This window comes from Natronolimnobius sp. AArcel1 (assembly GCF_011043775.1).
Lineage (GTDB): Archaea > Halobacteriota > Halobacteria > Halobacteriales > Natrialbaceae > Natronolimnobius.
This window is the reverse complement of the sequence record NZ_JAAKXY010000001.1, coordinates 703,963-730,881: the sequence shown is the minus strand read 5'-3', so window position 1 is coordinate 730,881 and position 26,919 is coordinate 703,963. Positions and strand designations below refer to the sequence as shown.

Annotated in this window: 30 protein-coding genes and 2 pseudogenes; 17 read left to right on the top strand and 15 right to left on the bottom strand. The window is 61.2% G+C overall.

Translation table 11 applies throughout. The annotated features are described in order from the left end of the window. The first annotated feature begins 80 nt into the window (after window positions 1–80). From G6M89_RS03500 to G6M89_RS03490, 3 genes are all read left to right on the top strand, one after another. The gene (locus tag G6M89_RS03500) at window positions 81–362 is read left to right on the top strand and encodes a DUF5808 domain-containing protein (protein WP_165160401.1); all 282 of its coding nucleotides are present in this window, start codon (window positions 81–83) and stop codon (window positions 360–362) included. Between the two features lie 102 nt (window positions 363–464). Further along, a complete protein-coding gene (locus G6M89_RS03495) occupies window positions 465–671 on the top strand; it encodes a DUF4177 domain-containing protein (RefSeq protein ID WP_165160400.1) in 207 nt (68 codons plus the stop codon). Next, on the top strand, window positions 664–1,680 hold the full coding sequence (locus G6M89_RS03490; protein WP_165160399.1) for a hypothetical protein: 1,017 nt from the start codon (window positions 664–666) through the stop codon (window positions 1,678–1,680). Before G6M89_RS03495 ends, G6M89_RS03490 begins: the two co-directional genes overlap by 8 nt. Window positions 1,681–1,706: 26 nt before the next feature. Here the strand turns inward: G6M89_RS03490 and G6M89_RS03485 are convergent, their stop codons facing one another. The 4 genes and pseudogenes from G6M89_RS03485 to G6M89_RS03470 form a co-directional block, all read right to left on the bottom strand. Beyond that, window positions 1,707–2,786: a Gfo/Idh/MocA family protein gene (locus G6M89_RS03485; protein ID WP_165160398.1), complete on the bottom strand. Its 1,080-nt coding sequence runs from the start codon at window positions 2,784–2,786 to the stop codon at window positions 1,707–1,709. An 82-nt stretch (window positions 2,787–2,868) separates the two neighbouring features. Continuing rightward, window positions 2,869–3,288 (bottom strand): hypothetical protein, encoded by a 420-nt coding sequence (locus G6M89_RS03480; RefSeq protein WP_165160397.1) that lies wholly within the window; start codon window positions 3,286–3,288, stop codon window positions 2,869–2,871. Between the two features lie 97 nt (window positions 3,289–3,385). Continuing rightward, window positions 3,386–3,660: pseudogene (locus G6M89_RS03475) on the bottom strand (Gfo/Idh/MocA family protein); the annotation flags it as partial. A 105-nt stretch (window positions 3,661–3,765) separates the two neighbouring features. Continuing rightward, window positions 3,766–4,155 carry a hypothetical protein gene (locus G6M89_RS03470; protein WP_165160396.1) on the bottom strand — a complete coding sequence of 130 codons (390 nt, stop codon included), beginning with the start codon at window positions 4,153–4,155 and terminating at the stop codon, window positions 3,766–3,768. A 165-nt stretch (window positions 4,156–4,320) separates the two neighbouring features. Here G6M89_RS03470 and G6M89_RS03465 point away from each other — a divergent pair, with 165 nt between their 5' ends. From G6M89_RS03465 to arsM, 4 genes are all read left to right on the top strand, one after another. Next, entirely contained in the window at window positions 4,321–4,536 is a 216-nt protein-coding gene (locus G6M89_RS03465) for a hypothetical protein (RefSeq protein WP_165160395.1), read from the top strand. Window positions 4,537–4,594: 58 nt separating this feature from the next. Beyond that, on the top strand, window positions 4,595–5,143 hold the full coding sequence (locus G6M89_RS03460; protein WP_165160394.1) for an XTP/dITP diphosphatase: 549 nt from the start codon (window positions 4,595–4,597) through the stop codon (window positions 5,141–5,143). A 246-nt stretch (window positions 5,144–5,389) separates the two neighbouring features. Beyond that, window positions 5,390–5,791 (top strand): metalloregulator ArsR/SmtB family transcription factor, encoded by a 402-nt coding sequence (locus G6M89_RS03455; protein WP_165160393.1) that lies wholly within the window; start codon window positions 5,390–5,392, stop codon window positions 5,789–5,791. A gap of 18 nt (window positions 5,792–5,809) precedes the next feature. After that, window positions 5,810–6,637, top strand: a complete 828-nt coding sequence (gene arsM, locus G6M89_RS03450) for an arsenite methyltransferase (RefSeq protein ID WP_165160392.1) — start codon at window positions 5,810–5,812, stop codon at window positions 6,635–6,637. Between the two features lie 15 nt (window positions 6,638–6,652). On the opposite strand, the gene G6M89_RS03445 is transcribed toward arsM, so the two are convergent. Genes G6M89_RS03445 through mutS form a run of 3 tightly spaced genes read right to left on the bottom strand, consistent with a single transcriptional unit; the run spans window position 6,653 to window position 9,977 of the window. Continuing rightward, a complete protein-coding gene (locus G6M89_RS03445; RefSeq protein WP_165160391.1) occupies window positions 6,653–7,138 on the bottom strand; it encodes a hypothetical protein in 486 nt (161 codons plus the stop codon). After that, window positions 7,131–7,259: a hypothetical protein gene (locus G6M89_RS22540; protein WP_255487989.1), complete on the bottom strand. Its 129-nt coding sequence runs from the start codon at window positions 7,257–7,259 to the stop codon at window positions 7,131–7,133. Before G6M89_RS22540 ends, G6M89_RS03445 begins: the two co-directional genes overlap by 8 nt. Window positions 7,260–7,298: 39 nt before the next feature. Beyond that, window positions 7,299–9,977: a DNA mismatch repair protein MutS gene (mutS, locus tag G6M89_RS03440; protein ID WP_165160390.1), complete on the bottom strand. Its 2,679-nt coding sequence runs from the start codon at window positions 9,975–9,977 to the stop codon at window positions 7,299–7,301. 289 nt (window positions 9,978–10,266) lie between these two features. On the opposite strand from mutS, the gene G6M89_RS22535 reads away from it, so the two are divergent. Continuing rightward, on the top strand, window positions 10,267–10,392 hold the full coding sequence (locus G6M89_RS22535; RefSeq protein WP_255487984.1) for a hypothetical protein: 126 nt from the start codon (window positions 10,267–10,269) through the stop codon (window positions 10,390–10,392). Between the two features lie 426 nt (window positions 10,393–10,818). On the opposite strand, the gene G6M89_RS03435 is transcribed toward G6M89_RS22535, so the two are convergent. The 4 genes from G6M89_RS03435 to thiD all read right to left on the bottom strand — a co-directional run bounded on the left by G6M89_RS03435 (window position 10,819) and on the right by thiD (window position 14,756). Beyond that, window positions 10,819–11,124 (bottom strand): hypothetical protein, encoded by a 306-nt coding sequence (locus tag G6M89_RS03435; RefSeq protein WP_165160389.1) that lies wholly within the window; start codon window positions 11,122–11,124, stop codon window positions 10,819–10,821. Window positions 11,125–11,285: 161 nt separating this feature from the next. Continuing rightward, entirely contained in the window at window positions 11,286–12,776 is a 1,491-nt protein-coding gene (locus tag G6M89_RS03430) for a globin-coupled sensor protein (protein ID WP_165160388.1), read from the bottom strand. Between the two features lie 264 nt (window positions 12,777–13,040). Further along, window positions 13,041–13,370, bottom strand: a complete 330-nt coding sequence (locus G6M89_RS03425) for a tRNA-binding protein (RefSeq protein ID WP_165160387.1) — start codon at window positions 13,368–13,370, stop codon at window positions 13,041–13,043. Between the two features lie 69 nt (window positions 13,371–13,439). Further along, a complete protein-coding gene (gene thiD, locus G6M89_RS03420) occupies window positions 13,440–14,756 on the bottom strand; it encodes a bifunctional hydroxymethylpyrimidine kinase/phosphomethylpyrimidine kinase (RefSeq protein WP_165160386.1) in 1,317 nt (438 codons plus the stop codon). Window positions 14,757–14,943: 187 nt separating this feature from the next. Between thiD and G6M89_RS22530 the strand changes: the two genes are divergently transcribed. Together G6M89_RS22530 and G6M89_RS22845 are read left to right on the top strand one after the other, a co-directional pair. Beyond that, window positions 14,944–15,075: a hypothetical protein gene (locus G6M89_RS22530; protein ID WP_255487983.1), complete on the top strand. Its 132-nt coding sequence runs from the start codon at window positions 14,944–14,946 to the stop codon at window positions 15,073–15,075. A gap of 192 nt (window positions 15,076–15,267) precedes the next feature. After that, window positions 15,268–15,378 (top strand): annotated as a pseudogene (locus tag G6M89_RS22845) (ABC transporter permease); the annotation flags it as partial. Window positions 15,379–15,524: 146 nt separating this feature from the next. On the opposite strand, the gene G6M89_RS03410 reads toward G6M89_RS22845, so the two are convergent. Next, a complete protein-coding gene (locus G6M89_RS03410; protein ID WP_165160385.1) occupies window positions 15,525–16,145 on the bottom strand; it encodes a nitrous oxide reductase accessory protein NosL in 621 nt (206 codons plus the stop codon). Between the two features lie 147 nt (window positions 16,146–16,292). On the opposite strand from G6M89_RS03410, the gene G6M89_RS03405 reads away from it, so the two are divergent. Both G6M89_RS03405 and G6M89_RS03400 read left to right on the top strand, forming a co-directional pair. Beyond that, window positions 16,293–16,964 (top strand): SCO family protein, encoded by a 672-nt coding sequence (locus G6M89_RS03405; RefSeq protein ID WP_165160384.1) that lies wholly within the window; start codon window positions 16,293–16,295, stop codon window positions 16,962–16,964. 3 nt (window positions 16,965–16,967) lie between these two features. After that, window positions 16,968–17,846, top strand: coding sequence for a sulfite exporter TauE/SafE family protein (locus G6M89_RS03400; protein ID WP_165160383.1), 879 nt, complete (start codon window positions 16,968–16,970; stop codon window positions 17,844–17,846). A 46-nt stretch (window positions 17,847–17,892) separates the two neighbouring features. Here G6M89_RS03400 and G6M89_RS03395 read toward each other — a convergent pair whose 3' ends face one another. Beyond that, entirely contained in the window at window positions 17,893–18,492 is a 600-nt protein-coding gene (locus tag G6M89_RS03395) for a nitrous oxide reductase accessory protein NosL (RefSeq protein ID WP_165160382.1), read from the bottom strand. A gap of 145 nt (window positions 18,493–18,637) precedes the next feature. Between G6M89_RS03395 and G6M89_RS03390 the strand changes: the two genes are divergently transcribed. Next, on the top strand, window positions 18,638–20,620 hold the full coding sequence (locus G6M89_RS03390; RefSeq protein ID WP_165160381.1) for a NosD domain-containing protein: 1,983 nt from the start codon (window positions 18,638–18,640) through the stop codon (window positions 20,618–20,620). A gap of 18 nt (window positions 20,621–20,638) precedes the next feature. On the opposite strand, the gene G6M89_RS03385 is transcribed toward G6M89_RS03390, so the two are convergent. Together G6M89_RS03385 and G6M89_RS03380 are read right to left on the bottom strand one after the other, a co-directional pair. After that, window positions 20,639–21,667 (bottom strand): AIR synthase family protein, encoded by a 1,029-nt coding sequence (locus tag G6M89_RS03385; protein WP_165160380.1) that lies wholly within the window; start codon window positions 21,665–21,667, stop codon window positions 20,639–20,641. A 75-nt stretch (window positions 21,668–21,742) separates the two neighbouring features. Next, complete coding sequence (locus tag G6M89_RS03380) at window positions 21,743–21,910, bottom strand: hypothetical protein (protein ID WP_165160379.1); 168 nt, start codon at window positions 21,908–21,910, stop codon at window positions 21,743–21,745. Between the two features lie 179 nt (window positions 21,911–22,089). Here G6M89_RS03380 and G6M89_RS03375 point away from each other — a divergent pair, with 179 nt between their 5' ends. The 4 genes from G6M89_RS03375 (at window position 22,090) to mutL (ending at window position 26,859) form a co-directional block, all read left to right on the top strand. Continuing rightward, window positions 22,090–23,199, top strand: a complete 1,110-nt coding sequence (locus G6M89_RS03375; protein WP_165160378.1) for a putative sulfate/molybdate transporter — start codon at window positions 22,090–22,092, stop codon at window positions 23,197–23,199. Window positions 23,200–23,334: 135 nt separating this feature from the next. After that, a complete protein-coding gene (locus tag G6M89_RS03370; protein ID WP_165160377.1) occupies window positions 23,335–23,508 on the top strand; it encodes a hypothetical protein in 174 nt (57 codons plus the stop codon). A 123-nt stretch (window positions 23,509–23,631) separates the two neighbouring features. Continuing rightward, window positions 23,632–24,519 (top strand): dihydrodipicolinate synthase family protein, encoded by an 888-nt coding sequence (locus G6M89_RS03365; protein WP_165160376.1) that lies wholly within the window; start codon window positions 23,632–23,634, stop codon window positions 24,517–24,519. A gap of 105 nt (window positions 24,520–24,624) precedes the next feature. Beyond that, window positions 24,625–26,859: a DNA mismatch repair endonuclease MutL gene (mutL, locus tag G6M89_RS03360; RefSeq protein ID WP_165160375.1), complete on the top strand. Its 2,235-nt coding sequence runs from the start codon at window positions 24,625–24,627 to the stop codon at window positions 26,857–26,859. Window positions 26,860–26,919 lie beyond the last annotated feature (60 nt).

Below are 26,919 nucleotides of genomic sequence, written 5' to 3'. Positions count from 1 at the left end.
GTTTACGTATCGGCCAACTGGCTCTCGTCCGTCGAGACGAGCACACAATACTCTTGGGAGGGGAGGACGTATCGGCGCACATGGCAGAGAAACCGACTTCCGGTGAGATCCTCGGTGTGCCGTATAATTTCGAACGCCCAAGCATCAGCCGCATGCTCTCGGCCCACTGGGAACCCGGCGAGGGCATGCTCGTCGAAAAACCGTTCGGCATCGGCTACACGCTGAATCTGGCAAACTGGCGCTCGTGGATCGTCCTCGCCGTTGCCGGTATCCTCCTCTGGCAGCAAGAACAGAGTTCGGCCAGCGCTGCGGAGACCGAAACCGAAGACGAGCCAGTCGAAGTCATCGTCGACGACGAGTAAGACTGGCACCGACTCGAGCGGGCCATAGCTCGGAACTGACTCGAGTCGCAGTCGTTCACAGGCAACGCGAACGCTTTTTTACGGATTCGTGATAGGACCGGTATGGAGACATCTCGCCAGACGATCTGGGAGTACCGGACGCTTCGTCCGCCTCGTGAGGCGACGATGGAGGAGGCGAAAGATCCGACGACGCAGTTGAACGACCTCGGAGCGGACGGCTGGGAACTGGTGACGACGATAGAGTACACCGGTGGCGGGACAAAGTATCTCGTCTTTAAGCGGCCGAAAAGCGGTGACAGCGATGAGTGAGAGCGACGATCAGGTCTCGACCGAAGACACGATGCGCGAGCGAGCCGACGAGAGCCGGGCCAAACTATGGGTGCTCGTTGGTGCGAACCGCCTGCTCGTCACGGGCGTCCTCGCGCTCTCGTTTTTCGTCCTGTTCATGCTCGGAGCCCTACTCGATCCGACGCTCTCGGGTCTGTTGCAGGACCGAAACGTTATCGAGTCGCTGTACGCCCAGATGATCGGCTCGCTGATCACCGGTGTCACACTGGTCGTCACCATCAGCCAGCTCATCATCTCGCAGGAAAACGGCCCGCTCGGTGAGCAACGAACCCGAATGAGTGAGACACTCGACTTTCGATCGTACATTCAGGAGTTGACCGACAAACCAGCGCCAGCTGATCCCTCCGCGTTTCTGCGCGAAATCGTCGATGCGACACAGGTGCGAGCCGAAGCACTCGAGGATGAAATCGAACGCACCGATAACGACGATCTCAAAGACGAGGTCAACGAGTTCGTCGACAGCATCGTGGGCAACGCTGAGACCGTCCGCGAGGAATTAGACGGTGCGTCGTTCGGGACGTTCGACGTGGTCTATGCGTCGATGGACTACAACTATTCGTGGAAGATTTTCCAGATCGAGCGGCTCAAAGCCGATTACGGCGACGTAATTGATGAAGAACAGGACGAGGCACTCGACGATCTGCGCTCGTCGTTCGCCATGTTCGGCCCCGCACGCGAGCACATCAAGACGCTGTACTTCCAGTGGGAACTCATCAACCTCTCCCGGTACATTCTCTATGCGGCGATTCCTGCGCTGCTCGTTTCCGGGATGATGATGACGTTCGTCGACACGACGACGATTACCGGCACAATCCTCGGCGTCGAGGTTCTGCTCTGGCTCGTCGCCGTGACGTTTACGTTCACGCTTATCCCCTTCTTCCTCCTGACGACCTACATCATGCGGGTCGCAACAGCTGCGAAACGGACGCTCGCGATTGGCCCGCTGATTCTGCGCGATTCACAGCGCTAAGGCAATCTATCTTTGCTTTTCGATAGTTATTCGACAGATACTGACGTGCCTGCTTCGGCGGAGCGATAGATCGCATCGATGACGCGCTGGACAGTCAGGCCCTGATCGACGGTGTTCAGTTCAGGAGCCTCGCCCGCCGCGACGGCCTCGAGGAAGCGCTCGTCGCTGCCCTCCCACCCGGTGCGGTCAATTGCACCGTCGCTGAGCGTCACATCGAGCGTATGGTCAGTGCCCTGGGTTCCGCTCTGGAACATCGTCAACTCCTCGCCACCGAGATCGAGTGTCGCGCCAGCCTCGGTGCCGCGCGCAACGAACTCCTGTGTTCCGGGCTGGTTGGCCGCCCAGGTGACCTCGAGCGAAATCGTTCGGTCGTCGGCACACCGGATCATCGCGGTGGCGGAGTCCTCGACGTCGAAGACGGCGTCCTCGGTTTCGTCGTACCAGTCACCGGGGTCGACGTAGTCCTCGCGGTGGCCGAATTCGGTTCGGGTGACTGCGAAGACGTCCTCGACGTCGGGGTAGTCCATGAGATAGAGCGCGAAGTCGATGGCGTGGACGCCGATATCGACGACCGCGCCGCCGCCGGAGAGCGCTTTTTCGGTGAACCACGAGCCGACACCGGGGATTCCTCGGCGGCGGACGTAGTTCGCGTCGACGTGGGTAATCTCGCCGAAGTGGCCCTCCCGCTGGTAGTCTTTGAACACTTCCGTCGCGGTCGAGATGCGGTTGTGGAAGTTCACCATGCAGAAGCCATCCGAGTCCGCGGCCGCCGCAGCGATCCGTTCGGCGCTCGCGAGGTCGTTTGCGAGTGGCTTCTCACAGAGCACGTCGTAGCCTCGCTCGAGGGCGGCGACGACGGCATCCTCGTGGAACGCGTTTGGTGTGGAGACGGCGACCGCGTCGAGGGCTTCCTCGTCGTACATCGCCGCAACGTCCTCGTAGGTCGTCGCGCCGAAGGACTGGGCGAACTCCTCGCGTGTTTCGGGGACGACGTCCGCACCCGCGACGACTTCGTGGCCGAGATCCGTCGCATTCGTCGCGTGAGTTTGCCCCATAAATCCGAGGCCAACGACACCAAGCCTGACAGTCTCCGTCTGTGTAGCCATACGAGGAACGAGTACATCACTCCTCAAAGTAGTAGGTGTCGCGGCGAACACTCGAGGCGGTATCTGCGAGTGTGTTCAGCGGCTACGCGTCATCGAGAATCGTAATCTGGAACGTCTCTGTTACTGGTTCGTCGTCGTCCGTCTGTTCTTTCTCGAGCGAATACTGGTACTCGCCGGGAGTAGCATCGTGGCTGACCGAAATAGGGATTTCGAGGTCGACAGACGTTGGGTTCTCCCAGGACCACCCGGGAGGATACGAGTAGTCTATATTGTCCGGAGTCGGTGAGATCCCATCGGGATTGAACGAATAGTTGATCCCGGCGATGCTGTCTGGCAGATTGAACGTCAGACTCGAGACATCTGTTGCGGTGAGCGTGAGCGTTGCTTCCTCACCCGGTGTCAACTGTGGTTCGGCTCCCTGGATGCTCGAGTCCGCGTTGGAGGTTTCACTGTCCGTTCCGCCGGTGTTCTCGATGAGTCTGTGACTACACCCGGGTACCATCAATAGCGCACTCGCAGTACTCCCGGCGAGAAACTGTCGACGATTCATGCTAGAACGTCAATAATTTCCGAGCGGTAATTACGTTCCGTTATTACAACTCGAGGCCGTTCGCCAGTGGCTTCTCGCAGAAGACATCGTAGCCCCGCTCTAAGGCGGCGACGACGCTCTCCTCGTGGAAGGCGTTCGGGTGGAGACGGCGACCGCGTCGAGGTCCTCCGCGTCGTACATCGCTGCGAACTCCTCGCGAGTTTCGTCGACGACGTCCGCACCCGCGACGACCTCGTGACCGAACTGTTCGGGGTTCGTGGCGTGTGCGTGGCCCATGAATCCGAGTCCGACGGCGCCGAGTCGGACGCGCTCTGTCGTACTCATACGATGAACCATTACTTCACGGGTGAAAGAATCGGCTGTCGCGGCGAATTCGTCGTCCTCCCGTGGCTTGAGTCAGGAGTTCGCGGCCGTTTCAATAGTACCGGATCAGTCTTCCAGAATTGTAATGTGAAAGTCTTCTGTTACTGGATCAGCACTGTCTGCCTCCTGTGCTTCAATTGAATACTGATACTCACCAGGCGCTGCATCGTGGCTGACCTGAACGTCGATTTCTACTGTCACTGACTCGGGTGTTGACCAGTACCACGTCGGCGAAAACGAGAAGTCTCGTTCGTCCGGCGGCGGCGAGAACTCTTGAGGATTGAACGAATAGTGGATGCCACCAAAGCTCCGAGCCATTTCAAACGAAATCCGTGAGACATCCGTTGCGTCAATTGTGAGCGTCGCTTCTTCGCCCGGCGACAACTGCGGCTCCGTTCCGCGTACGATCGAATCCGGATTTTCGCTTCGATCAATCGCTTCGTCTCTGCTCCTCACGAATTCCTCAACACACCCGGCCAACATCAGGGTTGAGTACGTACCACTTCCTGCGAGGAATCGTCGCCGATTCATTCATTCTGTATCACATATTTCGGATGGTAACTACCTTTCGATACGACTGTGCTACTTACTGTTATATTGGTTTGTCCAGTATCGGTACGTGTGACCCAATTCAGACTCACCCTAGCCGCGCTTGCGCTCGTCGGTTGGACCGGCACGATCGTTTCGCAACTCGTCGCCCTCTTGGCTACCAGCGAATCGGAGCGAATCGAGTGGACCGAACGGCGTAACCTGTTCCTGCTGTGCTCGAGTCTCGCGACGAATACGCTGGTGTTCACCGTCGTCTGTCGTGCGGTGCAACGACGCCTTCGGCGCTGAGCTCCTCTCGCGAGGACCAACCGACGGCTATATTCGCCCGGCGTGCGCCCTCTCGAGCATGTTCGTTCGGTTCGTCACCGGCAATGAAGGCAAAGCACGCGAGGCCGAAACGTACCTCGAGGGGATCGCCGCTGTCACCCAGATCGAGTACGACTACACCGAAATCCAGAGCAACTCGCTCGTGGAAATCGCCGCCCACGGCGCGCGCGAAGCCTACGAGGAACTGGGCGATACGGAACCCGTCCTCGTCGGTGATGCCGGCCTGTTCATCGACGCACTCGAGGGATTCCCAGGGCCGTACTCGGCCTACGTCGAGGACACAGTCGGCCTCGAGCGCCTGTGGCAACTGGTCCGCGAAGAGGAGACCAACCGCGCACACTTCAAAACGGTGCTCGCCTTTGCGGATGCGGACCGAACGGAGACGTTCGAAGGGCGCGTTAGCGGGACAATCGTCGCTCCGCGCGGTGAGGGTGGGTTCGGCTACGATCCGATTTTCGAGTACAACGGCCAGACGTTCGCCGAGATGAGCACCGAAGAAAAGAACGCGATTTCACACCGCGGGCGCGCACTCGCCGACTTTTCGGAGTGGCTCGCGACGCAGGACTAAGTACCTCGCATCGGACATTGTCGATTGGTCAGCGTCTCTTGCTCCGTTAGACCATCGTATCACGTTTTGAGCGCCCCTCATCTGCCTCTGCGAAATACTTATATCGTGAAAACTCGATACTAGATTTGTTACGATCACGTCGGTGTATCAATGTATAGGCTAATCCGAGACCAGCTATCGACAAGCCGTCGATATACAGCCCAATGAAGTCACTGCTGGCTACCAATCAAATCTGGAAATCCAAATATGACGAAGGACACTAACATGCCCGACACGCTCGAGGATGCGTGCCAAACCCTCGAGCAATTGTACGACGAGGCCGATTCGGACCCAATCGCGGGCCTTGCAGAACGACGCCCGGCTGATGACGCAGTTGGGACGCAGGCGACCGTTTTCGGCGCGCTCGCGAACGAGCATCGCGTTCGACTGCTTGAGGCGCTTCGGGACGGTGAACTCTGTGCCTGTGAGTTACAGGTCGTCCTCGAGGCACCCCAGTCGACGGTCGCAACGCATCTTCGAACGCTTCGAGAAGTCGGACTCGTCAAGACTCGCAAGAAAGGCAAGTGGACGTACTACCGAGTCGCTGATACAGCGGTCTTCGAACTCCTCGATATCGCAGTCGCTGTCGATGTCCCGACCGATTCGTAACCGACACATACAATATTTATGACATATTTATCCACAAACGACGACTCAACGGATCGGCGTGCAAGTGTCCGCGAAACATACGCCAGCCTCGCGTCGACTGGCGAGGGCTGCTGTGAGACAGACGCACCAGACGATCACTCGTGTTCGACGGCATCCGAAAACGAAACGGTCGGAGACGAAAGCACAAACGCGAACCCCGTCGCCGACGAATCTCGTTCTCTGGCACTCGGTTACGACGGCGACGACCTCGAGGAAGCACCCGACGGGTCGAACCTTGGACTCGGCTGCGGTAACCCGGTCGCAGTGGCTGCGCTCGAGGAGGGAGAGTCCGTCCTCGACCTCGGTTCTGGTGGCGGGTTCGACTGCTTCCTCGCGGCACAGGAAGTCGGCCCCGAGGGCCAGATAATCGGCGTCGACATGACACCCGAAATGATTGACCGAGCCCGTGAGAACGCTCGAGAGAGCGAGTTTGACCACGTCGAGTTTCGTCTCGGTGAGATTGAGCACCTGCCGGTGGCCGACGAGACTATCGACGTCATCCTCTCGAACTGCGTTGTCAACCTCTCGTCGGCGAAGCCACAGGTATTCAGGGAGGCCTTCAGAGTCCTTCGTCCTGGCGGGAAGCTGGCGATTTCTGACCTCGTTGCAACAGAGCCGTTGCCCCCAGCGGTTCGAGACGACCCCGAGAAAATCGACGCTTGCGTTGGCGGTGCAGCAACGATTGACGAACTCGAGCGCTGGCTCGCAGCCGCTGGATTTGTCGATGGTTCGATTACGGTCGAAGGCGAGTGGACCGAGGACTTGCCGATTGTCTCCGCGCGCATCGACGCCAAAAAACCAGCCTGAACGAATCGGTCACCCTTAGGCTCGTGGGTCGCGGTCCGGCCCCGGATACTCGCCGCCTTCGACCGCCTTGTACAAACTTTCAGAATCGAACAGCAGCGAGAACGCATCCGGCGGGCGGACGCTCACCGAGAGATGCGGTTGCATCGACAGACCCGCCTTCGCCGACCCAAGCCCGTCGTCGTTGCTGAGCAAATGCGCCGCCTCGCCGCGGTAGGCCGACGCCAGCGCCGGGTGGTCCTCCGGCGGGTGCTCGACCGCAACGCGCTCGGCCTCGAGTCGCTCCCGATGCGCAGCCGCGAGGTCAGCGTCTGCGAGCGCCGTTACGAGTCGCTCCGTGCGCTCGAGCAGGTGATCGCTCGCCACAAGTTCGACCCAGTCGTGTCGGCGGACGTGATCGAGGGCTTTGCGGGCGTCGCCGTCGATGAACAGGTCTTCGGCGAGCACCGCTGCATCGGCCACTACGCGGGCGGGATTCGGTTGGTCCACTTCTCGTTCAGCCATCGGTTTCCTCCTGTTCGTCGGTTTCACGCTCACCCTCGAGGTCGTCGGCCGTCGCGAGAATCCGCTCGCGGTCGATGTCGTACCCTGCGGCCCGTTCGAACAGCGTTGCCCAGTCGGTCATAGCTGGTCGTTCGGGAGCGAGACAAAAAATACGCGCGGCTCAGTTGTCTCCGTCCTCGAGTCGCTGCTGGAGTTTCTGGACCTTCGAGACCAACTCGATTGGCGGCGTCGTGTTCACCTCGAGCGTCTCGAGATCTTCGAGGACGGCCTTCGCTTCGGGGTCGATTGTCTCTGCATCGTCGCCGTCGGTTTCGGATTCGCCCGCCGACTGGCCACCGTCTGCGCTTGCTGCACCGCTGAACTGTCCGCTGCCAAGGTCGAACACCGCCTGTACCGGCTCGCTCGAGCCACCGCCTTTCGCTTCGATGGCTTTCTCTTCGCGCAGGCGCTCGAGGACGTCTCTCGAACGTTCGACGACGGGGTCGGGGACGCCCGCGAGGTCGGCGACGTGAATCCCGTAGGAGCGATCCGTCGGACCGTCGCGGACGGTGCGCAGGAAGGTCACGTCGCCGTCGCGCTCGTCGGCCGCGACGTGGACGTTGGCAACCCGCGGGAGGCTGTCGGCGAGGCCGGTCAGTTCGTGGTAGTGAGTGGCAAAGAGGGTCTTCGCTTGCACTTCGTTGTGCAGGTACTCCGTCGCGGCCCAGGCAATCGAGATGCCGTCGTACGTTGCGGTACCACGGCCTACTTCGTCAAGAATCACGAGCGACTCCTCGGTCGCTGCGTGCAGAATGTTCGAGAGTTCGCTCATCTCGACCATAAACGTCGAGCGCCCCTGTGCGAGTTCGTCCAGTGCGCCAACGCGGGTGAAGATGCCGTCTACAAGGCCGATCTCGGCCTCTTTCGCGGGAACGAAACTACCGATCTGGGCCAACAGGACGATGCCGGCGACCTGGCGCATGTACGTCGATTTGCCGGACATGTTGGGGCCGGTGACGACGAGGAAACCTCGATCCTCGTCCATCTGCACGTCGTTCGGGACGAACTCCGTGGTCTGCTCGACGACGGGGTGGCGACCCTGCTCGAGTCGCAGTTCGTCGCCCCGGTGCAGGTCGGGCTTCGTCCAGCGATTTTCCGCGGCGTGGGAGGCAAGACTCGAGAGCGCATCAATTGTGGCAAGCGCTCGGCCAACGTCCTGCAGTAACTCGGCGCGGGAAGCGACTTCCTCGCGCAACTCTTCGAACAGTTCATACTCGAGTTCACCGCGTTGTTCCTCGAGTCGGAGGATTTCGCGCTCCTTGTCCTCGAGTTCGTCGGTCGTGAATCGCTTCGAGTTCTTGAGCGTCTTGATCTGCTCGTAGTGGTCGGGGACGCCGTCGGCGGCGGATTTGCCGACCTGGATGTAGTAGCCGTCGGTCTTGTTCCGGTCGACGGTGACGTGACTCAGGCTGTACTGGCGCTTTTCGCGGTCGGCGAGGCTGTCGAGCCACTCCTTGACTTCCTCGTGTTGGTCGATTACCGCATCGAGGTCAGGATCGTAGCCCCGCTGGAAGAGTTCGCCCTGCGTGACCGTCGAGGGCGGGTCATCGGTGATGGCCTCTTCGAGTGTTTCGCGTAACTCGCTGGCCGCCTCGCGATCCGGCCGATCGATGATCTCGGAAAGCGGCGACTCCGCGAGGTCCGGACTCGAGGCAATCGTCTCCGCGAGCGCGGGGAGGACGCCGAGTGTCTCGGCCGCTGCGCGCAGGTCTCGAGCGTCCGCGCTGCCGTGGCTTGCCTTCGATGCCAGTCGCGCCAGATCGTACGCCTCTCCGAGTTGGTCCTGTATTTCATCGCGTGCGAGCGCGGCCGAAGAGAGCGCAGCGACTGACTCTTGGCGACGCTCGAGGACCTCGAGTGAGCGCCGGGGTCGCTGGAGCCACTCTTTGAGGAGGCGGCCGCCGGCGCTGGTTTCGGTGTGGTCGATTGTCTGAAAGAGTGAGCCATCGCGCTCGCCTTGCATCGTCTCCGTGAGTTCGAGATTGCGCTGGGTCGTCGCATCCAGCGTGACGTGGTCATCGCCCTGATGGGCCTGAATTCGGGTCATCGAGGCGAGGACGCCCGCACCGGTTTCGTCGACGTACTCGAGAATTGCGCCGGCGGCCGCGATTGTGGCCTCACCGACCGCGAGGCGGTCGACCGTTTCGCGACCGAAGTGATCGCCGACGGCGTGATCCGCGCGTTTGGGGGCGAACGCCTCGGTGTCGTGCAGCGTCAGCGTCGCGTCGGTGCGTTCGCGGAGTGTATTCAGCAACTCGTCGTTCGCGCGGGCGTCAGGTCCCGGCAGCACCTCGACGGGATCGAATCGATAGAGTTCGGTCAGTGCGTCGTCTGCGTCTGCGGCGTCGGTGACCAGGAATCGGCCGGTGGTCACGTCTGCGAACGCGAGGCCGAATGCTGTCCCGTCGTTGGCACCGATCGCGTCGCCGTCGACCACCGCCGCCAGATACTGGGCGTCGGCATCCGTCGTCTCGAGGAGGGTGCCGGGCGTGACGACGCGGACGATTTCGCGGGCGTGGCCGGAGTCGGTTTCGTACTGGTCGGCGACGGCGACGCGGTAACCGCGTTCGACCAGGGCTTTGAGATAGGGCGTCAGATCCGCAAGCGGGACGCCGGCCATGGGATACGATGAGCCATGCGAGGATTTTTTCGAGAGTTTGAGATCGAGTTCGTCGGCGACGAGTTCGGCGTCATCAGCGAAGAATTCGTAGAAGTCGCCACACTGCATCGCCAGAATATCGGCGTCGGTCTCTGCTTTGAGCGAGAGAAACTCCCCGACGATACCCGTCGCCTCTGTCATACCAGTCCGACTGTGTTCCGATGGGTAAAGTGCTACGGGTTCGCGGTCGGGTAGGATGGATTGTTGTTTGCCGTCTCCCGCCTCCGATTCGTAGTCTCCCACCTCCAACTTACTGTTTAGTCCATATAGTCCTTGATACCCCATCAGAGACAGACTCAGATGAAAGAAAAATTTGTCTCACTCAAGAAAAGAACGTAGAAGCTTCTCTTCCGAGTCACAAAGATAACAAACCATATTTCGCATAGTTTTATAATAAATATTTTATAACTCGACAGTCTGATTCCTGGATATGTACGACTTGGCAGACTTCCAGCGCAGGATTGAACCGCGCAACAAGTGGGGGAACAGCTATGTTGATGATCAGCTTGGGGACGACCTCGACGCCAGCGAGTTAGACGAGTCTGACGAGGAATGAGTTTTCGAAGCCGGCTTTCAGAAGTTGACGTTCCACTGACGACGGCTCAAGCAGCGATACTCACTGTTTTCGTGTCTGGATTGTTTCTCGGAAGCTTTCTACTCGAGGTTACGATCATCGTCGAATCACCGAATGTCGGGGATATCACATCACAACTCGAGACGGTGTGGCAACTTGTGACTGGAATTGCAACGCTAATTTCGCTTACAATGACTCTGATATCAGCCAGTAGGGGTAAACAATCACACAACACAACAGGCCCTGAAACAGGGTTTGTCGTCGAGGGAGACAACAACGATATTGATTTTCATCTTCATGTCCCTAACCGAGAGCACGAGCAGCAACCAGCAGAAGGAACAGAAGAGGACACAGAACCCGAACCAGAAAGTGAGTGCACAGGCGAAGATCCAGAGCAGGATCGGAGCGTTAGCTAATATTTAGTTGCCGACTGATCCATTCACGCCCTGCTGCTTTCAACATCATCTCCCATGAGTTGAAGCCTGTATTTTCATCGACATACATGTCAAACTCGTCTTGCGGAATCGTTTCGAAGTCCGCTTGTGATTCAACTGTCCACGGACTCTCATCAAAGAACGCCTCGATGGTATCGTAGTCCGTGTACGTCTGCATGAAATCAGGGCGGAAGAGCTCCGACATTGTGATTGTGTTCTCTCCTCCGATGGACTCAACACGGTCCGAAAGCCCTTCAAACCCTTCGATTCGGACACTCATATTTCCAAATACAGGCTACAACACCAAAACCATTGTTGTCGCTGTTGTACTGTATGTGAACAATTGTACTGGTAGCTAATACGGATTGTGTTTAGCACACCAAATTCGAAATCAACGCCAGACATTACTTAGCTATCTGCCGTGTCGATCTTACTGTCTACTCAGAGCCCCTCTTCTTGTTCGACTTCGGTTAGCCGATCAACAGCTGTGACGATATCTCCGACTCGTGCATTTGCCTTCTCGTTCGCCTCGACGAGCGCTTCCGTCTCGGTGGCGATTTCGTCTGCGTTCTCCATGACCGCATCCGCCATCCCCGCGACCTCCTCAGTGCTTGCGGCCTGATCGTCCGTCGCCGCCGCGACCTCGTCGATCCCCGTCGCGGACTCGCCGATCGCTGCTTCGATCTCGCCGAGATTCTCGACAGTTTCTTCGACCAGTTCGACGCCGTCTTCGATTTCCTCGTTTGCCTCCTCGAGGCTGTCAACTGTGTCTTCGGTATCGTCTTGGATCTGGTTTACCATTCGCTCGATCGTCGCGGCCTCCTCCTGAGATTCCTCAGCCAGGGATTTGACCTCATTTGCAACGACCGCAAAGCCGTCGCCCGCTTCACCCGCAGTTGCGGCCTCGATTGAGGCGTTCAGCGCGAGCAGGTTGGTCTGGTCGGCGATGTCGTTGATCACGTCGACGATTTCGTCGATGCGCTGGACGCCCTCACGAAGGTCTTCGACGTCTTCGGTAACCTCGTCTGCGGCCCCGTTGACTCGCTCCATCTTCGAGATGGCCTCGTTAGCCGTTTCGGTCGTCTTCGTCGCGACGTCTTCGGCCCGTTCGGTCGTTGCACTGACTTCCTCGGTGTTCGAGGCGATCTCCTCGACGGTCGCGCTCAGATCGGATAATTCGTTTGCAATTTCAGCCATTGAGGACGACTGTTCCTGGGCGACCTCGTTGATCTCCGCCGTGCCGTCGTTAATCTGATTGGCGTACCCCTCGAGGTCGGCAACCGTCTCCGTCAGATCCTCACGAACGCTCTCGCGGCGTTCAGCATGCTCCTCGAGTTGTTCCATATAGACGTCAACACGGGTCTCGATGGCGAGGTGCTGGTCCATCGTCGCGAGTTTCAGAACAGACAGCGAGCGCTCGAGGGTTTCCTCGACGGCGTCGTCAACGGCATCGGTTCCTGCGGTTTCGTCCCCGAACTCGGCTTTTACGTCCGCAGCGATTTCGGTAAGCAGTCGCTCGTAGTAGCTGCTAAAGGAACTGACGTAGGAGTCGAGTCCGGCATCCAGAAACGGATCGATACTGGCAGAAGAGACGCGTCGTTCGAAGAAGTCTCGGTCGTAGTCGCCGCTTGCGAAGCCCTCCAAATACCGGCGCTGCTCGGCGCGAAACTGCGACTCGGTGATCGGCGCGTTTGCGATGGCTTCGTTGACGTCGTCCTGCGTTCGCACGTGGTCTGTGTACTCCGCCGACAGGTCGTCGCTCACTTGATCGAAAACGCCTGCGAGTGACTCGAGGGTGCGTTCATCTTCGCGGTCGAACCCGACGAACGACTTTAGCTGCTCGATCTCTCGACGCTCGAGGGTGATTTCCTGTGCCGTGGTCACGCCGTCTCGTGACGAGCGTTCGCGCCCAGTCCCATCCTGTAGTGACATGACTACACAACGGGCGAACGCCGGCATAAGTATTGTTGCCGTGTAATTATCGACAATCGTGGCAGTGGATTAATTCGGTCGTTATCAGTCGGATAACGGCCTACGACACGCATCTCGTTCGCTGTTGCCTCTTTTCTCACAGCTACTGGACAGGTTCTGTCGGTCGGTTTGATGAGAAAAACTATCTGTTTTGTTACGTACCGCGAGATCGGGTTATGAACTGGTGGTGACTGTTATCTGTTCCGACCGAAGACGCCGCTGGGCTCAAAACAGGAGGCCACCGAGTGGCACCTCCGTGTCCGGTTCGACGAGCACGGGATACTCCTCCTCACCCGGTACACAGACCGTCAACGCTTCAGATTTGAATCCCGCAATCCGCACTGAGCCGAGATTCGTCGCACACAGCACCTGTCTGCCCTCGATATCGGCTGCATCGTAGTGTTCGTCGAGTTGTGCCGCCGATTGAATCTCGCCGTGGTCCTCGCCGAGGTCGATCCAGAGTTTCGTCATCTTCGGCTTGTTGGCCTCGGGAAACGCTTCCGCCTTGAGGACTTCGCCAACGCGGATCTCCACGTCAAAGGGGTTCTCGACCATAACTCGTGGTATCTAGTCACGTACTAATAACTCGTCGGATCATGACGGAGTACGCGAGGAGTCGTCCACTCACGACCGTGTTGACCGCTCGGCGTCCTCGACCGTTTCATCGAGTCTCAACACGCGCTCGAGGAGCGTCTGCAGGTCGGTCGCGACGACGTACGCCATCGGCTCCGTGCTGTCGCCGCCTGCCTCGAGGACGACTGCTGGCGCTGTGTCTCGAGCGTCGGCCTCTCCGGCCTCGGCGATGTCCCACTCGAGCGTCTCGAGTGCTTCCTCGAACGCGTCGTCGAAGCGGCAGTTGACTGCGAATCGCAGGTCAGGGACCGACTCGCGCAACTCAAGGAGCACGCCTGCGACGTGACTCGAGGCCCCGAATCGGACGCCGCGGGTGGGCTGGACGCCTGACAGGGTTCGGTGGATGCGTCCCTCGACGGCGGCGGTCTCGTCGACGGATTCGGCGTACGGCGTCGCACCGACGATGTTCATCCCGACTTCAGGGACCAACGCGCTCACGTCGGCTGTGACGACGCGCTCGAGGATAATTTCGACCTCCTCGGTAGTCGCCTCGCGAGCGGCGGCGTTTCGCAGGTCGACAGCGTGGTTGACTGCGCCGGGACCCTCGCCGACATCGTAGTAGTACCGGACTGCACGGGCGAGGAAGTCTGTCGCGCCCGCGACGGCGTCTGCGAGCGGGTCGCCGTTTGCTAATCGGGCGGCGAGTGCCGCCGCAAGCGAGCACCCAGAGCCGTGGGTCGCTTCGGTGTCGATTCGCGGATGTTCGAACGTTTGGCTTCCGTCGGCGGTAACGAGGATGTCCTGTACCTGCTCGCCGGGAACGTGGCCGCCCTTGATGAGTGCGGCGTCGACGTCAGTTTCGAGCAGTTCGTTCCCGGCCTCGCGGGCGCTATCTGCGTCCTCGACGGCGATTCCAGTCAGCACTTCGGCTTCGTCGGCGTTCGGCGTCGCGAGCGTGGCTTCGCCGAGTAAGTTCTCGTAGGCGCGTTCGGCTGCGGGCTCGAGCAGCCGGTCGCCGGTCGTTGCGACCATGACAGGGTCGACGACCAGCGGGAAGTCGAACTCACGGGCGTGCCCGGCGACGGTTTCGACAATCTCAGTGGTTGCGAGCATGCCTGTCTTCGCAGCGCCGACCGCAAAGTCGTCGGTGACGGCGTCGATCTGAGCCTCGACCTCCGCGGTGGGCAGTGCAAACGACGACTCGACGCCGCGGGTGTGCTGGGCGGTGACGGCCGTAATTGCCGACGTGCCGAAGACGCCGTGGGCGGCCATCGTCGCCAGATCGGCCTGGATGCCAGCGCCGCCGCCGGAGTCGCTGCCGGCGATTGTCAGCGCAATCGGACGCGTCTCGGGTGCTGGAGTTCGCATACACGGCTGTATTCGCCTGTTATACAAATCGATGATGGTCGTCAGTCACGTCGATAACTGGTTCCTCGAGTGAACTGTTGCCCCTTTGAGGGGTGCACCAAACGCTATACGTCGTTTCCACAACTACGGAAACTGTGAAGGGATCGTTAGGTCTCGTCGCTGTGAGCACGCTTCCCTCATCGCCGCGGTGGTCGCGGTTGGACTGTTCGTAGCCGCCGGCGAATCGCCCAGTCTCGAGCCTGCAGCCTTCGACAATCCGTCCTCGATGGAAATCGCTCTCGAGGACAAGCGCAGCCTCGAGCAGGAGCGCACGTCCTAGAACACACGGATGTTTCACGCCCGATCCCTTGTCGGCTACGACGGCGTCGAGACTCAGCGATTGTCGGCGCACATCCAACGGTTTGGCTATCTCCTGACGGTCTACGCCACTGATTACTCGTCGACCGAACTCACGGGAAACGAGTCGTGGTAAGCGACGATCGATCAGCAGCCGCCGTACGAACTGACCACTCTCGCGATGGGAACGGGACCGCAGGTGGCGTCGCCGCTGGCGAGTCTCGCCGGGTTGGCGGCGTGGACGATCGGCTCGCTCGCGGTCGCGACCTGGGGCGTCCGATGGTAATCGGCTCGAGTTCGGTGGTCATCCACTGGATCCTTGGGGACTGTCGGCTCTGCCTCGAGTCCGATCTGGGCGGTCGCGACTGACGGCTGGTCGTTGTGTTCGATCAGTTGTCTCTTCCTTCGAAGGGGTGTAATCCGGACCGAGAATTAGTCCATCAGGGACATGACCAACTCGGGAGTCACATCCTCGTGTTCGTACAGTTCGCCGCCGTACTCGCTCTGGAATTGCTCGGCCTCATCGGCGTCGCCAAATCCGATCATCGACGGCCCCATTGCGCCCTCAACGTCGCTGTCGACGACCAGCGTGAGGCCGTTGGCTTCCCCGAACGCGTCGGCCTCGAGGTGGCTACTGATTTCTTCGGCGTCGCCGTCGAGTCCGATGTCGTAGTCGACGCTCGAGTAATCGGTCAGGTAGATTGCGGTCGGATCGTGGTCGGCGTCTTCTTGCTCGAACGTGTGGGTGTAGGTACAGGTCGAACTGCAGAATTGCGCCGGCCGATCTTCGTCGACAATGTCCTCGGGATCAGTATAGTGGGTCTGTCCGACCGGGCCGGGGTGCTGGCCGATCTGCATCGTACACTGGTCGCAGGCCTGATCCCCATCGATCGTGATTGGGTCGGGTGTCTCGTCGTCCCCGCCGAGACAGCCGGCAAGCGCGGCGACGCTGACGCCAGCGGCACCGACCAGCACGGTTCTGCGGCTTAGTCTCTTGCCGACTCCGCCAGTGGCGCTCCCGTCTCGACTCTCCGTAAACCGTTGCTCGTCCATACTGGACCAAGGAACTCAACGAATAAATTGAATCTGGTACGGTCGCCGAACGCTCCCATCGTTGTTCCGGCGAAATGATGCGTCTCTATTCTGTTTTCGACGGTTACACCAGATGCTACTTGGCCGTCCGATCGCTACGTTCTCGTAATGAATCGTCGCCGCACGCTGACTCTCGGAGCGACAGCCGGACTGACGGCCGTCGCTGGCTGTCTAACCGGACTGATAGAGGATGAATCGGCTGATAACGCCGTTCTCGACGCGCCTGAGGGGGACGCTCAGGGTGATCCCTTGTATCCGATCTATGGCGAGTCGTTCCCGGCGTTCGAACTCGAGGATCCGATCGCCGAGACGACCGTCGACGTGGACACTCTCGAGGACGCACTCGTTGTGACTGCCTTTTTCGCGTCCTGTCCCGCCGAGTGTATCCCGCTTCTGAACTCAATATCGCAGGCTCAGGCAGCCGCCGACGACCGCGGGATCGGCGACGAAACACGGTTTCTCGCGGTGACGTTCGACCCCGAACGCGACACCGCCGATGCACTTCGGGAGCACGCCGACATGTTCAACATTGACTACGAGGCGGACAACTGGCACTATCTCCGCCCTGAGGACGCCGAGATGGCCGAGGCCGTCGTCTACGACGACCTCGGGATCCCGTTCGAGCGCGAGGAACTCGGCGACGACTACGACTTCGCACATATCACGGTCACGTTCCTCGTTAACCCAGATGGATACGTCGAACGGACCTACCGAGGCGACGATCCCGATCCGGAACAGATCGCAGACGACCTTGAGCGCGTGCTCGACAGCCTCGAGTGACCCATGGTGGGGGCAAGGTTGGTCGACGGATTCGGACTCCAAGCGTCTTCGCCGCCGGCTTTGCAGATCATCCTCGACCAGTGTTACGACCCGGCGCTCGATCCGACCGCGATAGAGCCGGTGGGGATTGTTGTCTTCGCGCTGATCGGGCTCCTGGGTGGCGCACACTGTCTTGGAATGTGTGGTCCGCTCGTGACGACGTATTCGGATCGGTTGCGCGCCCAAGAGAGCGGGCCGTCGGGACGAAACGAACTGACGGTGGGCATGGTCAAACAGCACGCGCTGTTCAATCTCGGCCGGGCGATCAGTTACGCGCTCATCGGCGGGCTGTTCGGGTTGGCAGGATCGCTGGTCTTCATCTCCCCGCAGGCAGTGACCGCCGTCGCGACCGACGTCCACGCGCTCGCCGGCATCGTCGTCGGCGTGGTGATTGTCGTGATGGGACTCTCTTACCTCACCGGCAAGGGACTTGTTGGCGGCTCTGTCACCCTTCCACTGGTTCAGCCCGCCCTCGAGCGGGTTCACGGTCGACTCCTCGCGAACGTCGACTCTTGGGTCGGCGATACTCGGATCGCTGGGCTCGGCGCGGTACACGGACTGTTGCCCTGCCCGTTGCTCTACCCGGCATTTCTCTACGCGTTCGTACAGGGATCGCCAGCAGGGGGCGTCCTCGCACTGGCTGCGCTCGGGCTGGGAACGGTGCCGTCGTTGTTCGTCTACGGGACCCTGTTCCAGTCGCTCAGCCTCGAGACCAGGATAAAACTCCACCGCGTGCTTGGCGTTGCGTTCGTTGTGCTCGGGTACATTCCGCTCCAGCACGGCCTCGCGACGCTCGGTATTTACCTTCCACACGTCCCGCTGCCACACTATCAGCCCTTGTGAACGCCCAGCCTACGTTTTCTGTAGAACGCGGGGACAAACCGCTCCGCTAGAATCTTGAACTCCGATAGATCCGCGCGATATCTTCGTCCACTTCGGAGAACGTAATAACGTCGTCCTCGTCGAGGTCGTCGTACTCTTCGACGTACTCTACGGCCAGTGCTTCATCCTCGTAGACGCGAGGGTCAACGCCCATCGGATCGTCGCCTCGAATCTCGTCGTGCTCGAGCGCGTAGTAGGCCTCAAACCCGTCGATCAGGTCGCCGGTGTCGAAGTCGGTCACCCAGACGCCGGCGACGTCGCTGTCGGGGCCGTCGAAGTGTTCAGTGGCAACGGAGTAAGCGAATAGGCAGCCGGGGCTGCAGAACATCATGCCATCGCCGTTCTCGTGGGCTAGCTGGGCGTTCCGCTCGGAATAATCGGTTACGCCCATCGTACAGACGCCGCACCTGTGATCGCTCTCGAATTCTTTGGGCTCGTCGCCGGGGTGGTCAACGAGGTGGGGAGATAGTTCGCGTTCGTCGTCCGCAACGTCGTCTTGACCCTCGTCGTCGCCAACGCAGCCGGCAACTCCGACAAGGCTTCCGACACCGACCGCAGCGAGCACGCGGCGTCGACGCCACCGCTTGGACGGGCGTGGATCTGCCATTGTCAACGTCACGCTCTCCTCCTGTAAAAACACGGCGGTTAAACCCGACTTCTCGGCAAGCTCGAGGCCTCAAGCGCCTGATTATTCGATAAGCGAACCAGACTGCCTATTGTCTCTGCCCACCCAGATGGTGCCAGAGATTCTGATGGTTGTCTCCGATCGTCGCCGATCACTTTCGGTCGTTCTTGTCGTTGCCGTACTCGCGGTCATCCTCGTCGGACTCGGCGGACTCTTCGCTGTCGACGCGGGTTCGGGGGGCGAGTCGACGGAACCCGTCCCGTTCCACGATACCGTCGCCACAGGTGTCGTTCTCGAGAACGCAGGTGATGAGGCAGATCTGAGCGAGGTCGACGTGCCGAAAGCCCAAGTTTTCTACTCCCAGTACGAGTTCGTCGTCGGTTACCGCGGCGTCGAGCGCTTCGTTGACGCACGTGATGCGCCCGGCCACGAGGAGCGCTTCGGCTACCCGCTTTCTGTGTCCGTCACCGATTACGGTACGAGCGACGATACCGTTCGACTCACAGAGGAGGGATACCCGACGCTTGAGGGTGAGTCTGCAGACTGGATTGACGCCGAATCGGCGGTCTTCGTTGTCGATAGTGAGGCTCGAACGCCCGCAGGCGAGACGACCATCCCCTTCGGTGATCGCGAGGATGCCGACGCGTTTGCCGACGAGTACGGCGGAACCGTCGTCGACTGGACTGACCTCCTTGAGCACGAGTTCGAGATCGACGACGCGGATGTGGTCCGAGATCGCGTCGATCAGCGCCACGCCCGCGCTGACGAACTGGTCGCAACGGCGACGACCGCGCGAGACCGCCCCGGTGAGGTCGTCGTCGGCGAGGACGCCGCGACGCTCGAGGAGGCCGTCGAGATCGCGCCGGCCGAGTCGACGGTTGTCGTTCCGGCGGGCGTCCACGAGGTGCCGGAGGAAATCGCGGTGGATCAGTCACTTACGATCCGTGGACAGGGGGATGGTAACGGCACCGAAACTGCTGCTGCGACGACTCTTCGCGGCGATGGCAATGGTTCCGTCCTTACACTCGAGTCCGATCGCGCGGCCGTCACGGACCTGCGGATTGACGGCGTTGGCAACACGACCGAGCCGGATGGGGATGACGAAAGCGACGACCTCCTCGAGATGGCGTACGGCCAGGGTGACGCCGGGATCGAACTCGATAACGCCTCGAACGCGCTGGTCGAGAATGTGACGGTCGAGTCGCCGGCGACTGGCGTCCTGCTTCGCGACGCGCCCGAGACTGTCGTCCGAAACGTCACCGTCCAAGGCAGCGACGATTGGGGCGACGGCTACATGGCTGTCACGACCATCCGCTCGCCGGACGCCCTCGTCGAGAACTCGACGCTCGCCGACGGTCGCGATGGGATCTACCTCCACCGCTCGGACGGCGTCGTCTTCCGGAACAACGTCCTCGAGAACAACCGGATCGGTGTTCATCTGATGTACACCTCGAGTACGCTGATTGCGGACAATCAGATCGATGATCCGGTCTCTGCAGGGATCGACGTGATGACCGATCCCGAACACAACGCTATCGTCGGAAACGAGATCCGGAACGCCTCGCAGGGAATTCTTACGGCCGGGTCGCGGTCGTACGTTGCCGACAACGTCGTCACCGACACGTCGGTCGGTCTGACGACAGGTGCGGGCAACTCGATCTACGAGGGTAACGTCCTCGCGGGCAACGTTGAGGGTATCCAGGCGAATCACATTCTTCCGACTAACGAGGTGACTGGGAACGACTTCGTTGAAAACGACGACCATGCGAACGCCCGGATCGGTACCCTCCGGATTTGGAGCGAGGACGGCAACGGGAACTTCTGGCACGGGGCGATTGGATCGCCCGACGCGGACGTGAACGGAAATGGTAACGGCACAACCCTCGAGCGCTCATACACACCGACGGATCCGGTCGACGAGCGCTTACACCGCGTCGACGGGACTCCGACGCTCGCTCATTCGCCGGCGACCGGTGCCCTATCGGCATTCGAAGGGACGGTCTCGGGCATGCGCTCCGAGAGCATCGTCGACCCCGCGCCGCTGTGCGAACCGGCGAACCCAGACCTCCTCGAACGTACGGCATGGGAGTCGCCAGAGCAAGCCTGCTGATTGGGTCTCGGGTACGAGTCAGTTCGACGAGTCGTCCGCCAGTTCGGCGTAGGCTCCCCAGGAGGGATCGACGCTCGGGTGCTCGAGGCGCACCTGATCGCCGCCCGCTTCGACCACCACGCCTGATCCCGATCCGACGCTGCCGATTTCTGCGACGACTGTGCCACGATCCTCGAGTGCGCGGCGCACGTCCTCGACACCATCGGAATCGACGGCGATCAGCAGCGAGCCACAGCTGGTCGTCGCCCAGGGATCGATCTCGAGGGCGTCACAAACGGCCTGGACGCCGGGTTGCATCGGGACGGCATCGCGGTCGATGTTGAATTGGACGCCCGCGCCAGTGGCCATCTCGTTCAACGCGCCTGCGAGGCCACCCTCAGTCACGTCGTGCATCGCCGTTACCGGGCCCGACGCGGCTGCCGTGAGTGCGTCCCGGACACAGTAGACGTCCTCGAGGCGGGTCTGTGCGTTGGCAATCGTCTCGTCCGGAAGATCGATTTGGTCCCCGAAGAGGGTACTCAACAGCCCCACGGACTCCGCGGCGGGGCCGGTCGTCAACAGGAGTCGGTCGCCGGGTTGTGCACCGTCTGGGCGGACGATATCGTTGTGCTTGCCAACGCCCATCGCGGTCGCTGCGCCGACCCACGGATGGGTGGGATCGGAGTAGCGGGCCGTGTGGCCGGTGACGACGGCAACGCCAAGGTCGGCACACTCCGCGTGAATCGTCTCCCAGACGGTCGCGAAGTCGTCGTTCGTCATCGACTCCGGTAACGTGAAACAGATCGAGAGATGCGAGGGCGGGACCCCGCTGACGGCCACGTCCGCGAGGATCAGATCGAGTGCAAAGCGTGCCGCACGCTCGAGGCCGAGCGCCGGCAGAATCGAGATCGGATCGGTCGCGGTCACGAGCGCCTGCCCGCTCACGTCGATGACGCCGAAGTCGACGCCGTGTTGGGGACCAATCGCGACATCATCGCGTTCAGCGCCGAGATTCGGCGCGATATGCTGTTCGAAAAACTGCCGGTCGATTTTCCCGAGGTCGCTCACGCTCGAGTGCTCGCAGGGGGCGCTCTTAGCGGTGGTGATCCGTGCTCTCGGCTCGAGTGCGAGGGTCGCGTTCGGCTACCAGTTGAGCATCCCACCGATCGTCAGGCCGATGACGAGCCCCATCGGAAGCCACAGTGCGAGATTGTCCGTGAGCAGGCCAATGGACGCTCCAATCGCCAATCCAACGCCGATACCGATCCCGAGACCATCCTCCTCGTCGCCGCCGTCGGTTGCGACTGGCATGCAGAGCGGTGGGCGCTCTGGCAGAATAACTGTATTGTGCCGCCGAACGGAGCCAATTCGATTCCCTCGTGTTTGCTGGCTCCCGCCTGTCGTAACCGAACGTGTTCACACACTGCTCGAGCATAACCGTGGATGGTTACTCACAACAGTAAAACCGTGTGTTCGCAAAGAGTGGGTAGATGGCGTACTCGTTCCCTCGAGAGACGGATTCTGACCTCGAGTTCTCGACCTCGGAACTGACGGGTGCGCTAGGGGATTCGGTTACGGTGCTTCCGCTGATCATCGCGCTGGCGGCGACGACGAGCGTCTCCTTGCCCCACGTTCTGGTCGGCTTCGGCGTCTTTCAGATCATTTGGGGACTCTACTACGGAATGCCGCTCTCGGTCGAGCCGATGAAGGCGCTCGTCGGGCTGGCCATCGTCGGCTCGCTCTCCTATCCCGAACTCGCGGCGGCCGGCCTCATTGCAGGCGTTGTCTTGCTTGTAGTCGGCAAACTCGGCCTCGTCGGCCACCTCGAGCGCGTCGTCGGCGAGCCGGTCATTCGCGGCGTCCAGTTCGCCGTTGCCCTCCTACTTCTGGAGTCCGCAGTTGGTCTTTCGGTTGGCAGTCCCGCCGTTGCGTTGGCTGGACTCGCTGTTGTCGGCCTGTTCGCGCTTCGCGGGTATCGCCAGCCGAGCGTGCTGGTCGTGCTGGCACTCGGCGCCGTTGTGGCCGTCGCTGTTGCTGGCATCCCGACGCCTCGAGTGCCCGAAGCCACCCTCTTTCCCGCTGGTCCGCCGACGATTTCGGGGGCCGCACTCGAGGGGACCGTCGCTCAGTTGGGAATGACGATTGGGAACGCAGCGATTGCGACCGCGCTGTTGTGTGGTGATCTCTACGACCGAGACGTGTCACCCGACACGCTCTCAAAAAGCATGGGCGCGACCTGCCTTGCGGCGATCCCGGTCGGCGGCGTGCCGATGTGTCATGGCAGTGGCGGCCTCGCCGGAAAGTACGCCTTCGGTGCGCGAACTGCCGGCGCGAACGTCCTGCTCGGGGTGGGCTACCTCGCGCTCGCGCTGGTCGCCACGGGTGCGTTGCTCGCCGCATTCCCAACCGCGCTACTCGGCGTCTTGCTCGCCGTCGTCGCCCTCGAGCTCGGCCGGGCTGCGTTCGCACCTGTCGATGACGGGTGGGCACTCGCGCTCGTCGTCGGGGTTGGGATCCTTGGCCTCGCGATCAACGTCGGTCTCGCGTTCGTGCTCGGAGCCGTCGCGTTCTGGGTGCTCTCGAGAGCTGATTCCCGATGATCTGTCTGAGAGCAGCGTCGTAACGCGACCATTCATTTCGCCGGTTGCTACAGGACGTCTTTGGACACCCAAGCTATCACAGCGGCTGAGAAATAGTTGATTATCGTTCGTGATGTATGTGCGATGGGTGGCAAAATGCAAGTCCAACAAACGCAGGAAATCGCGTGTCCGACGTGTGAGGAGACGCTGGCTGTTCCGGTACCTGACGAAGACGTCGAACTGAAAGCACGACCTTACGTGGCCGCGTTCGGCGACTATACGACAGTGGAGTGCTCGAGCGAACACACCGTCTGGGTCTACTTCTGTTGATCCAGTTTTTTCGAGGGAGTCACCACAGCGTGGGTCGGTCGGGATCGTCTCGTGCTCAACAGTGCACTCGGACGAACTCGCAGTGATCCATACGTTTTTGCAATCGCCCTCAGACAATCCACTATGACCCTGCAGGAGTCTCTCGCGGGAATTACGTGTCCAGTTGTGACGCCGTTCAACGAGGACGAGAGTATCGATGACGACGCGCTTCGGACCCTCGTCGACTCGCTGCAGTCGGCGGGTATCGACGCCGTCTTCCCGAACGGAACGACCGGCGAGTTCGCCAGTCTCTCACCCGACGAACGACGCCGCATCCTCGAGATTGTCGTCGACGAGGTCGACGGTGAACTCCCTGTCGTCGCTGGTGCGGGCGCAACGAGCGTCGTGGAGACGCTCGAGTACATCGACGAGGCCGCCGAGATCGGTGCTGACGCTGCCGTTATTGTCCCGCCGTACTTCCATACGGCGAACGCGCCCGCGGGGAATCAACGCTACTTCGAGGCCGTCGCCGACGAATCTGCGCTGCCGCTCCTGCTGTACAACATTCCGGCTTGTACCGGCCAGGAAATCGCCATCGACACCGTCAGCGCCGTCGCCGACCACGAGAACATCATCGGGCTGAAGGACTCGAGTGGCGACCTCGAGTACTTCCTGGGAGCGATGCGAGCGACACCGGCGGAGTTTCTCCATCTGCAAGGCTATGACTCACTGCTTGCGCCGGCGCTGCGGATGGGGGCCGACGGCGGCGTGAACGCGCTGTCGAACGCGGTTCCAGAGGCGTTTGTCGAACTGTATGACACGACAGAGACTGACCGCGCCACAGCCCTGCAGGCGGCGATTGCCGACCTCTTCGAGGGCTGTGGCGCGTACGGCTTCGCCCCCGCGTCGAAAGCCGCGCTCGAGTATCGCGGCGTCATTCTGACTGACACTGTCCGCCCGCCGCTGGTGACGGTCCCCGACGCGGGCCGCGAGACGATTCAGGCTGGCGTCGACGGCGTCCTCGAGCAGTAAGTCTTCGAGCGACCGTGGAGTTTCCCGATACGCTTTTGCAGCCCCTCGGGAACGTTCGTGTATGCTGACTCTCGGCGACCGACTGCGAACGGGGTGGTGCGGTCGATGACCGATGCGCCGGATTCACGCGCCGATGCGCCCGACGCCGCCGCGAAGACGGCAATCCGCCAACTCGACGAGAACACCGTCGCTCGGATCGCCGCTGGCGAAGTCGTCGAACGGCCCGCGAGCGCAGTCAAGGAACTCCTCGAGAACAGTCTCGACGCTGGTGCCTCCCGTGTCGACGTCACTGTCGAAGAAGGCGGGACTGACCTGATTCGCGTCGCCGACGACGGCCACGGAATGAGCGAGGCGGACCTCCGTGCAGCCGTCCGCGAGCATACGACGAGCAAAATCGACGGCCTCGAGGACCTCGAGTCGGGCGTGGCCACCCTCGGCTTTCGAGGCGAGGCGCTGCATACGATTGGCTCCGTCTCGCGGTTGACGATTCGATCACGGCCTCGAGCCGACGGCGGGGACGCGACAGCAGGCGCGGGGACAGAACTCGTCTACGACGCCAGCGAAGTGACGAGCGTCGAGCCGACGGGCTGTCCGGAGGGAACGACCGTCGAAGTTACCGACCTCTTCGCAAACACACCTGCCCGTCGAAAGTTTCTGAAGACGACGGCGACGGAGTTCGCCCACGTCAATCGCATCGTCACGCGCTACGCGCTGGCCAATCCCGACGTGGCACTCTCGCTGACCCACGACGACCGCGAAGTGTTCGCGACGACGGGGCAAGGCGACCTGCAGGCTGCCGTCCTCGCCGTCTACGGCCGGGAGGTCGCTTCCTCGATGATTCGCGTCGATGCCGATGGCGACGACCTTCCACCCGGTCCACTCGAGTCCGTCTTCGGGCTTGTTTCACACCCCGAAACCAATCGCTCGAGCCGTGAGTATCTCGCGACGTATGTCAACGACCGCGCGGTCACGGCCGATGCGATTCGCGAGGGGATCATGGGTGCGTACGGCACGCAACTGAGTGGCGACCGTTACCCCTTTGTCGTCTGCTTTCTCGAGGTGCCCGGCGATGCCGTCGACGTGAACGTCCACCCGCGCAAGCGAGAGGTGCGCTTCGACGACGACGATGCAGTCCGGCGACAGGTTGATTCGGCGGTCGAACGCGCGCTCCTCGAGCATGGTCTGCTTCGATCAAGTGCGCCCCGAGGCCGCTCTGCGCCGGATGAAGCACGGATCGATCCCCAACGCACAGCAACAGCCGAGCGGACCAGCCAGCAGTCGCTTTCGACAACCGAGTCATCGCCGACGGTGGCAGGGGATGATGCGGACGAGGACGCTTCCGACTCGAGCAACGACGAGCACGCAGTCGCTGAGACGGGTTCGTCCAGTGCCGATACCGATTCCGTACGCGAGGACTCGAGTACGGTCGCAGACGACGACCCAGCGACTGTACCGACCTCGAACGTCGACTCTGCGGCGACGGCTGAAACGACGACGTCCGTGAGTGAGAATGATGAGGCGTCACCGTCAGTGGGTGCAGACACCTCGAGAGAGACGGCGACGCCGGCGGCAGATACGGAGTCGGCAGAGACAGCGACACCCGATCTCGAGTCGACTGCTGACACCATCGCTGAAGCCGAGACGAGCCGAAAATTCGACGGGCCGACCGAACAGCAGACGCTCGGTGGAGACGCCTCGGTGAGCGAGGGCGGCGAGTTCGAGTCGCTGCCGCCGATGCGCGTCCTCGGCCAACTACACGACACCTACCTCGTCTGTGAACTGCCAGAGGGCCTCGCGCTGGTCGACCAGCACGCTGCCGACGAGCGGGTGAACTACGAACGGCTGCGGGCAGCGTTCGAGGACGACCCGGCCGCTCAGGCGCTTGCCTCGCCAGTCGAACTCGAGTTGACCGCGGCTGAGGCAGCCGTCTTCGAGCGGTCGGTCGACGCCCTCGAGCGACTCGGCTTTTACGCGAATCGCGTCGACGACCGCACGATTGCGGTGACGACCGTTCCGGCCGTCTTCGACGAAACGCTCGAGCCAGCACACCTGCGGGACGTTCTTACGGCAGTGATAGAAGGCGATCACGAGGCGGGTGCGGAGACGGTCGACGCACTCGCAGACGAGTTCCTCGGAGACCTGGCCTGCTATCCGTCGGTGACCGGCAACACCTCGCTTACGGACGGGTCGGTCGTTGAACTGCTCTCAGCACTGGACGAGTGTGAGAATCCCTACGCCTGCCCGCACGGTCGGCCAGTGATTGTCCAGATCGACGGCAACGAACTCGAGGATCGGTTCGAACGGGACTATCCCGGCCACGACGCCTCTCACTATCGGTGACCCAGTCGGGCCCCAGACATATTAGGACAAAAACATTTCGGGTCGTCTGGAACCACGGGC

What these genes read in the sequence shown, in the direction of transcription:
- G6M89_RS03500 (WP_165160401.1), top strand. Translation starts at nt 81, where the DNA reads ATGGCAGAGAAACCGACTTCCGGTGAGATCCTCGGTGTGCCGTATAAT.
- G6M89_RS03495 (WP_165160400.1), top strand. Translation starts at nt 465, where the DNA reads ATGGAGACATCTCGCCAGACGATCTGGGAGTACCGGACGCTTCGTCCG.
- G6M89_RS03490 (WP_165160399.1), top strand. Translation starts at nt 664, where the DNA reads ATGAGTGAGAGCGACGATCAGGTCTCGACCGAAGACACGATGCGCGAG.
- G6M89_RS03485 (WP_165160398.1), bottom strand. Translation starts at nt 2,786, where the DNA reads ATGGCTACACAGACGGAGACTGTCAGGCTTGGTGTCGTTGGCCTCGGA.
- G6M89_RS03480 (WP_165160397.1), bottom strand. Translation starts at nt 3,288, where the DNA reads ATGGTACCCGGGTGTAGTCACAGACTCATCGAGAACACCGGCGGAACG.
- G6M89_RS03460 (WP_165160394.1), top strand. Translation starts at nt 4,595, where the DNA reads ATGTTCGTTCGGTTCGTCACCGGCAATGAAGGCAAAGCACGCGAGGCC.
- G6M89_RS03455 (WP_165160393.1), top strand. Translation starts at nt 5,390, where the DNA reads ATGACGAAGGACACTAACATGCCCGACACGCTCGAGGATGCGTGCCAA.
- arsM (WP_165160392.1), top strand. Translation starts at nt 5,810, where the DNA reads ATGACATATTTATCCACAAACGACGACTCAACGGATCGGCGTGCAAGT.
- G6M89_RS03445 (WP_165160391.1), bottom strand. Translation starts at nt 7,138, where the DNA reads ATGGCTGAACGAGAAGTGGACCAACCGAATCCCGCCCGCGTAGTGGCC.
- G6M89_RS22540 (WP_255487989.1), bottom strand. Translation starts at nt 7,259, where the DNA reads ATGACCGACTGGGCAACGCTGTTCGAACGGGCCGCAGGGTACGACATC.
- mutS (WP_165160390.1), bottom strand. Translation starts at nt 9,977, where the DNA reads ATGACAGAGGCGACGGGTATCGTCGGGGAGTTTCTCTCGCTCAAAGCA.
- G6M89_RS22535 (WP_255487984.1), top strand. Translation starts at nt 10,267, where the DNA reads ATGTACGACTTGGCAGACTTCCAGCGCAGGATTGAACCGCGCAACAAG.
- G6M89_RS03435 (WP_165160389.1), bottom strand. Translation starts at nt 11,124, where the DNA reads ATGAGTGTCCGAATCGAAGGGTTTGAAGGGCTTTCGGACCGTGTTGAG.
- G6M89_RS03430 (WP_165160388.1), bottom strand. Translation starts at nt 12,776, where the DNA reads ATGTCACTACAGGATGGGACTGGGCGCGAACGCTCGTCACGAGACGGC.
- G6M89_RS03425 (WP_165160387.1), bottom strand. Translation starts at nt 13,370, where the DNA reads ATGGTCGAGAACCCCTTTGACGTGGAGATCCGCGTTGGCGAAGTCCTC.
- thiD (WP_165160386.1), bottom strand. Translation starts at nt 14,756, where the DNA reads ATGCGAACTCCAGCACCCGAGACGCGTCCGATTGCGCTGACAATCGCC.
- G6M89_RS03410 (WP_165160385.1), bottom strand. Translation starts at nt 16,145, where the DNA reads ATGGACGAGCAACGGTTTACGGAGAGTCGAGACGGGAGCGCCACTGGC.
- G6M89_RS03405 (WP_165160384.1), top strand. Translation starts at nt 16,293, where the DNA reads ATGAATCGTCGCCGCACGCTGACTCTCGGAGCGACAGCCGGACTGACG.
- G6M89_RS03400 (WP_165160383.1), top strand. Translation starts at nt 16,968, where the DNA reads ATGGTGGGGGCAAGGTTGGTCGACGGATTCGGACTCCAAGCGTCTTCG.
- G6M89_RS03395 (WP_165160382.1), bottom strand. Translation starts at nt 18,492, where the DNA reads ATGGCAGATCCACGCCCGTCCAAGCGGTGGCGTCGACGCCGCGTGCTC.
- G6M89_RS03390 (WP_165160381.1), top strand. Translation starts at nt 18,638, where the DNA reads ATGGTTGTCTCCGATCGTCGCCGATCACTTTCGGTCGTTCTTGTCGTT.
- G6M89_RS03380 (WP_165160379.1), bottom strand. Translation starts at nt 21,910, where the DNA reads ATGCCAGTCGCAACCGACGGCGGCGACGAGGAGGATGGTCTCGGGATC.
- G6M89_RS03375 (WP_165160378.1), top strand. Translation starts at nt 22,090, where the DNA reads ATGGCGTACTCGTTCCCTCGAGAGACGGATTCTGACCTCGAGTTCTCG.
- G6M89_RS03370 (WP_165160377.1), top strand. Translation starts at nt 23,335, where the DNA reads ATGCAAGTCCAACAAACGCAGGAAATCGCGTGTCCGACGTGTGAGGAG.
- G6M89_RS03365 (WP_165160376.1), top strand. Translation starts at nt 23,632, where the DNA reads ATGACCCTGCAGGAGTCTCTCGCGGGAATTACGTGTCCAGTTGTGACG.
- mutL (WP_165160375.1), top strand. Translation starts at nt 24,625, where the DNA reads ATGACCGATGCGCCGGATTCACGCGCCGATGCGCCCGACGCCGCCGCG.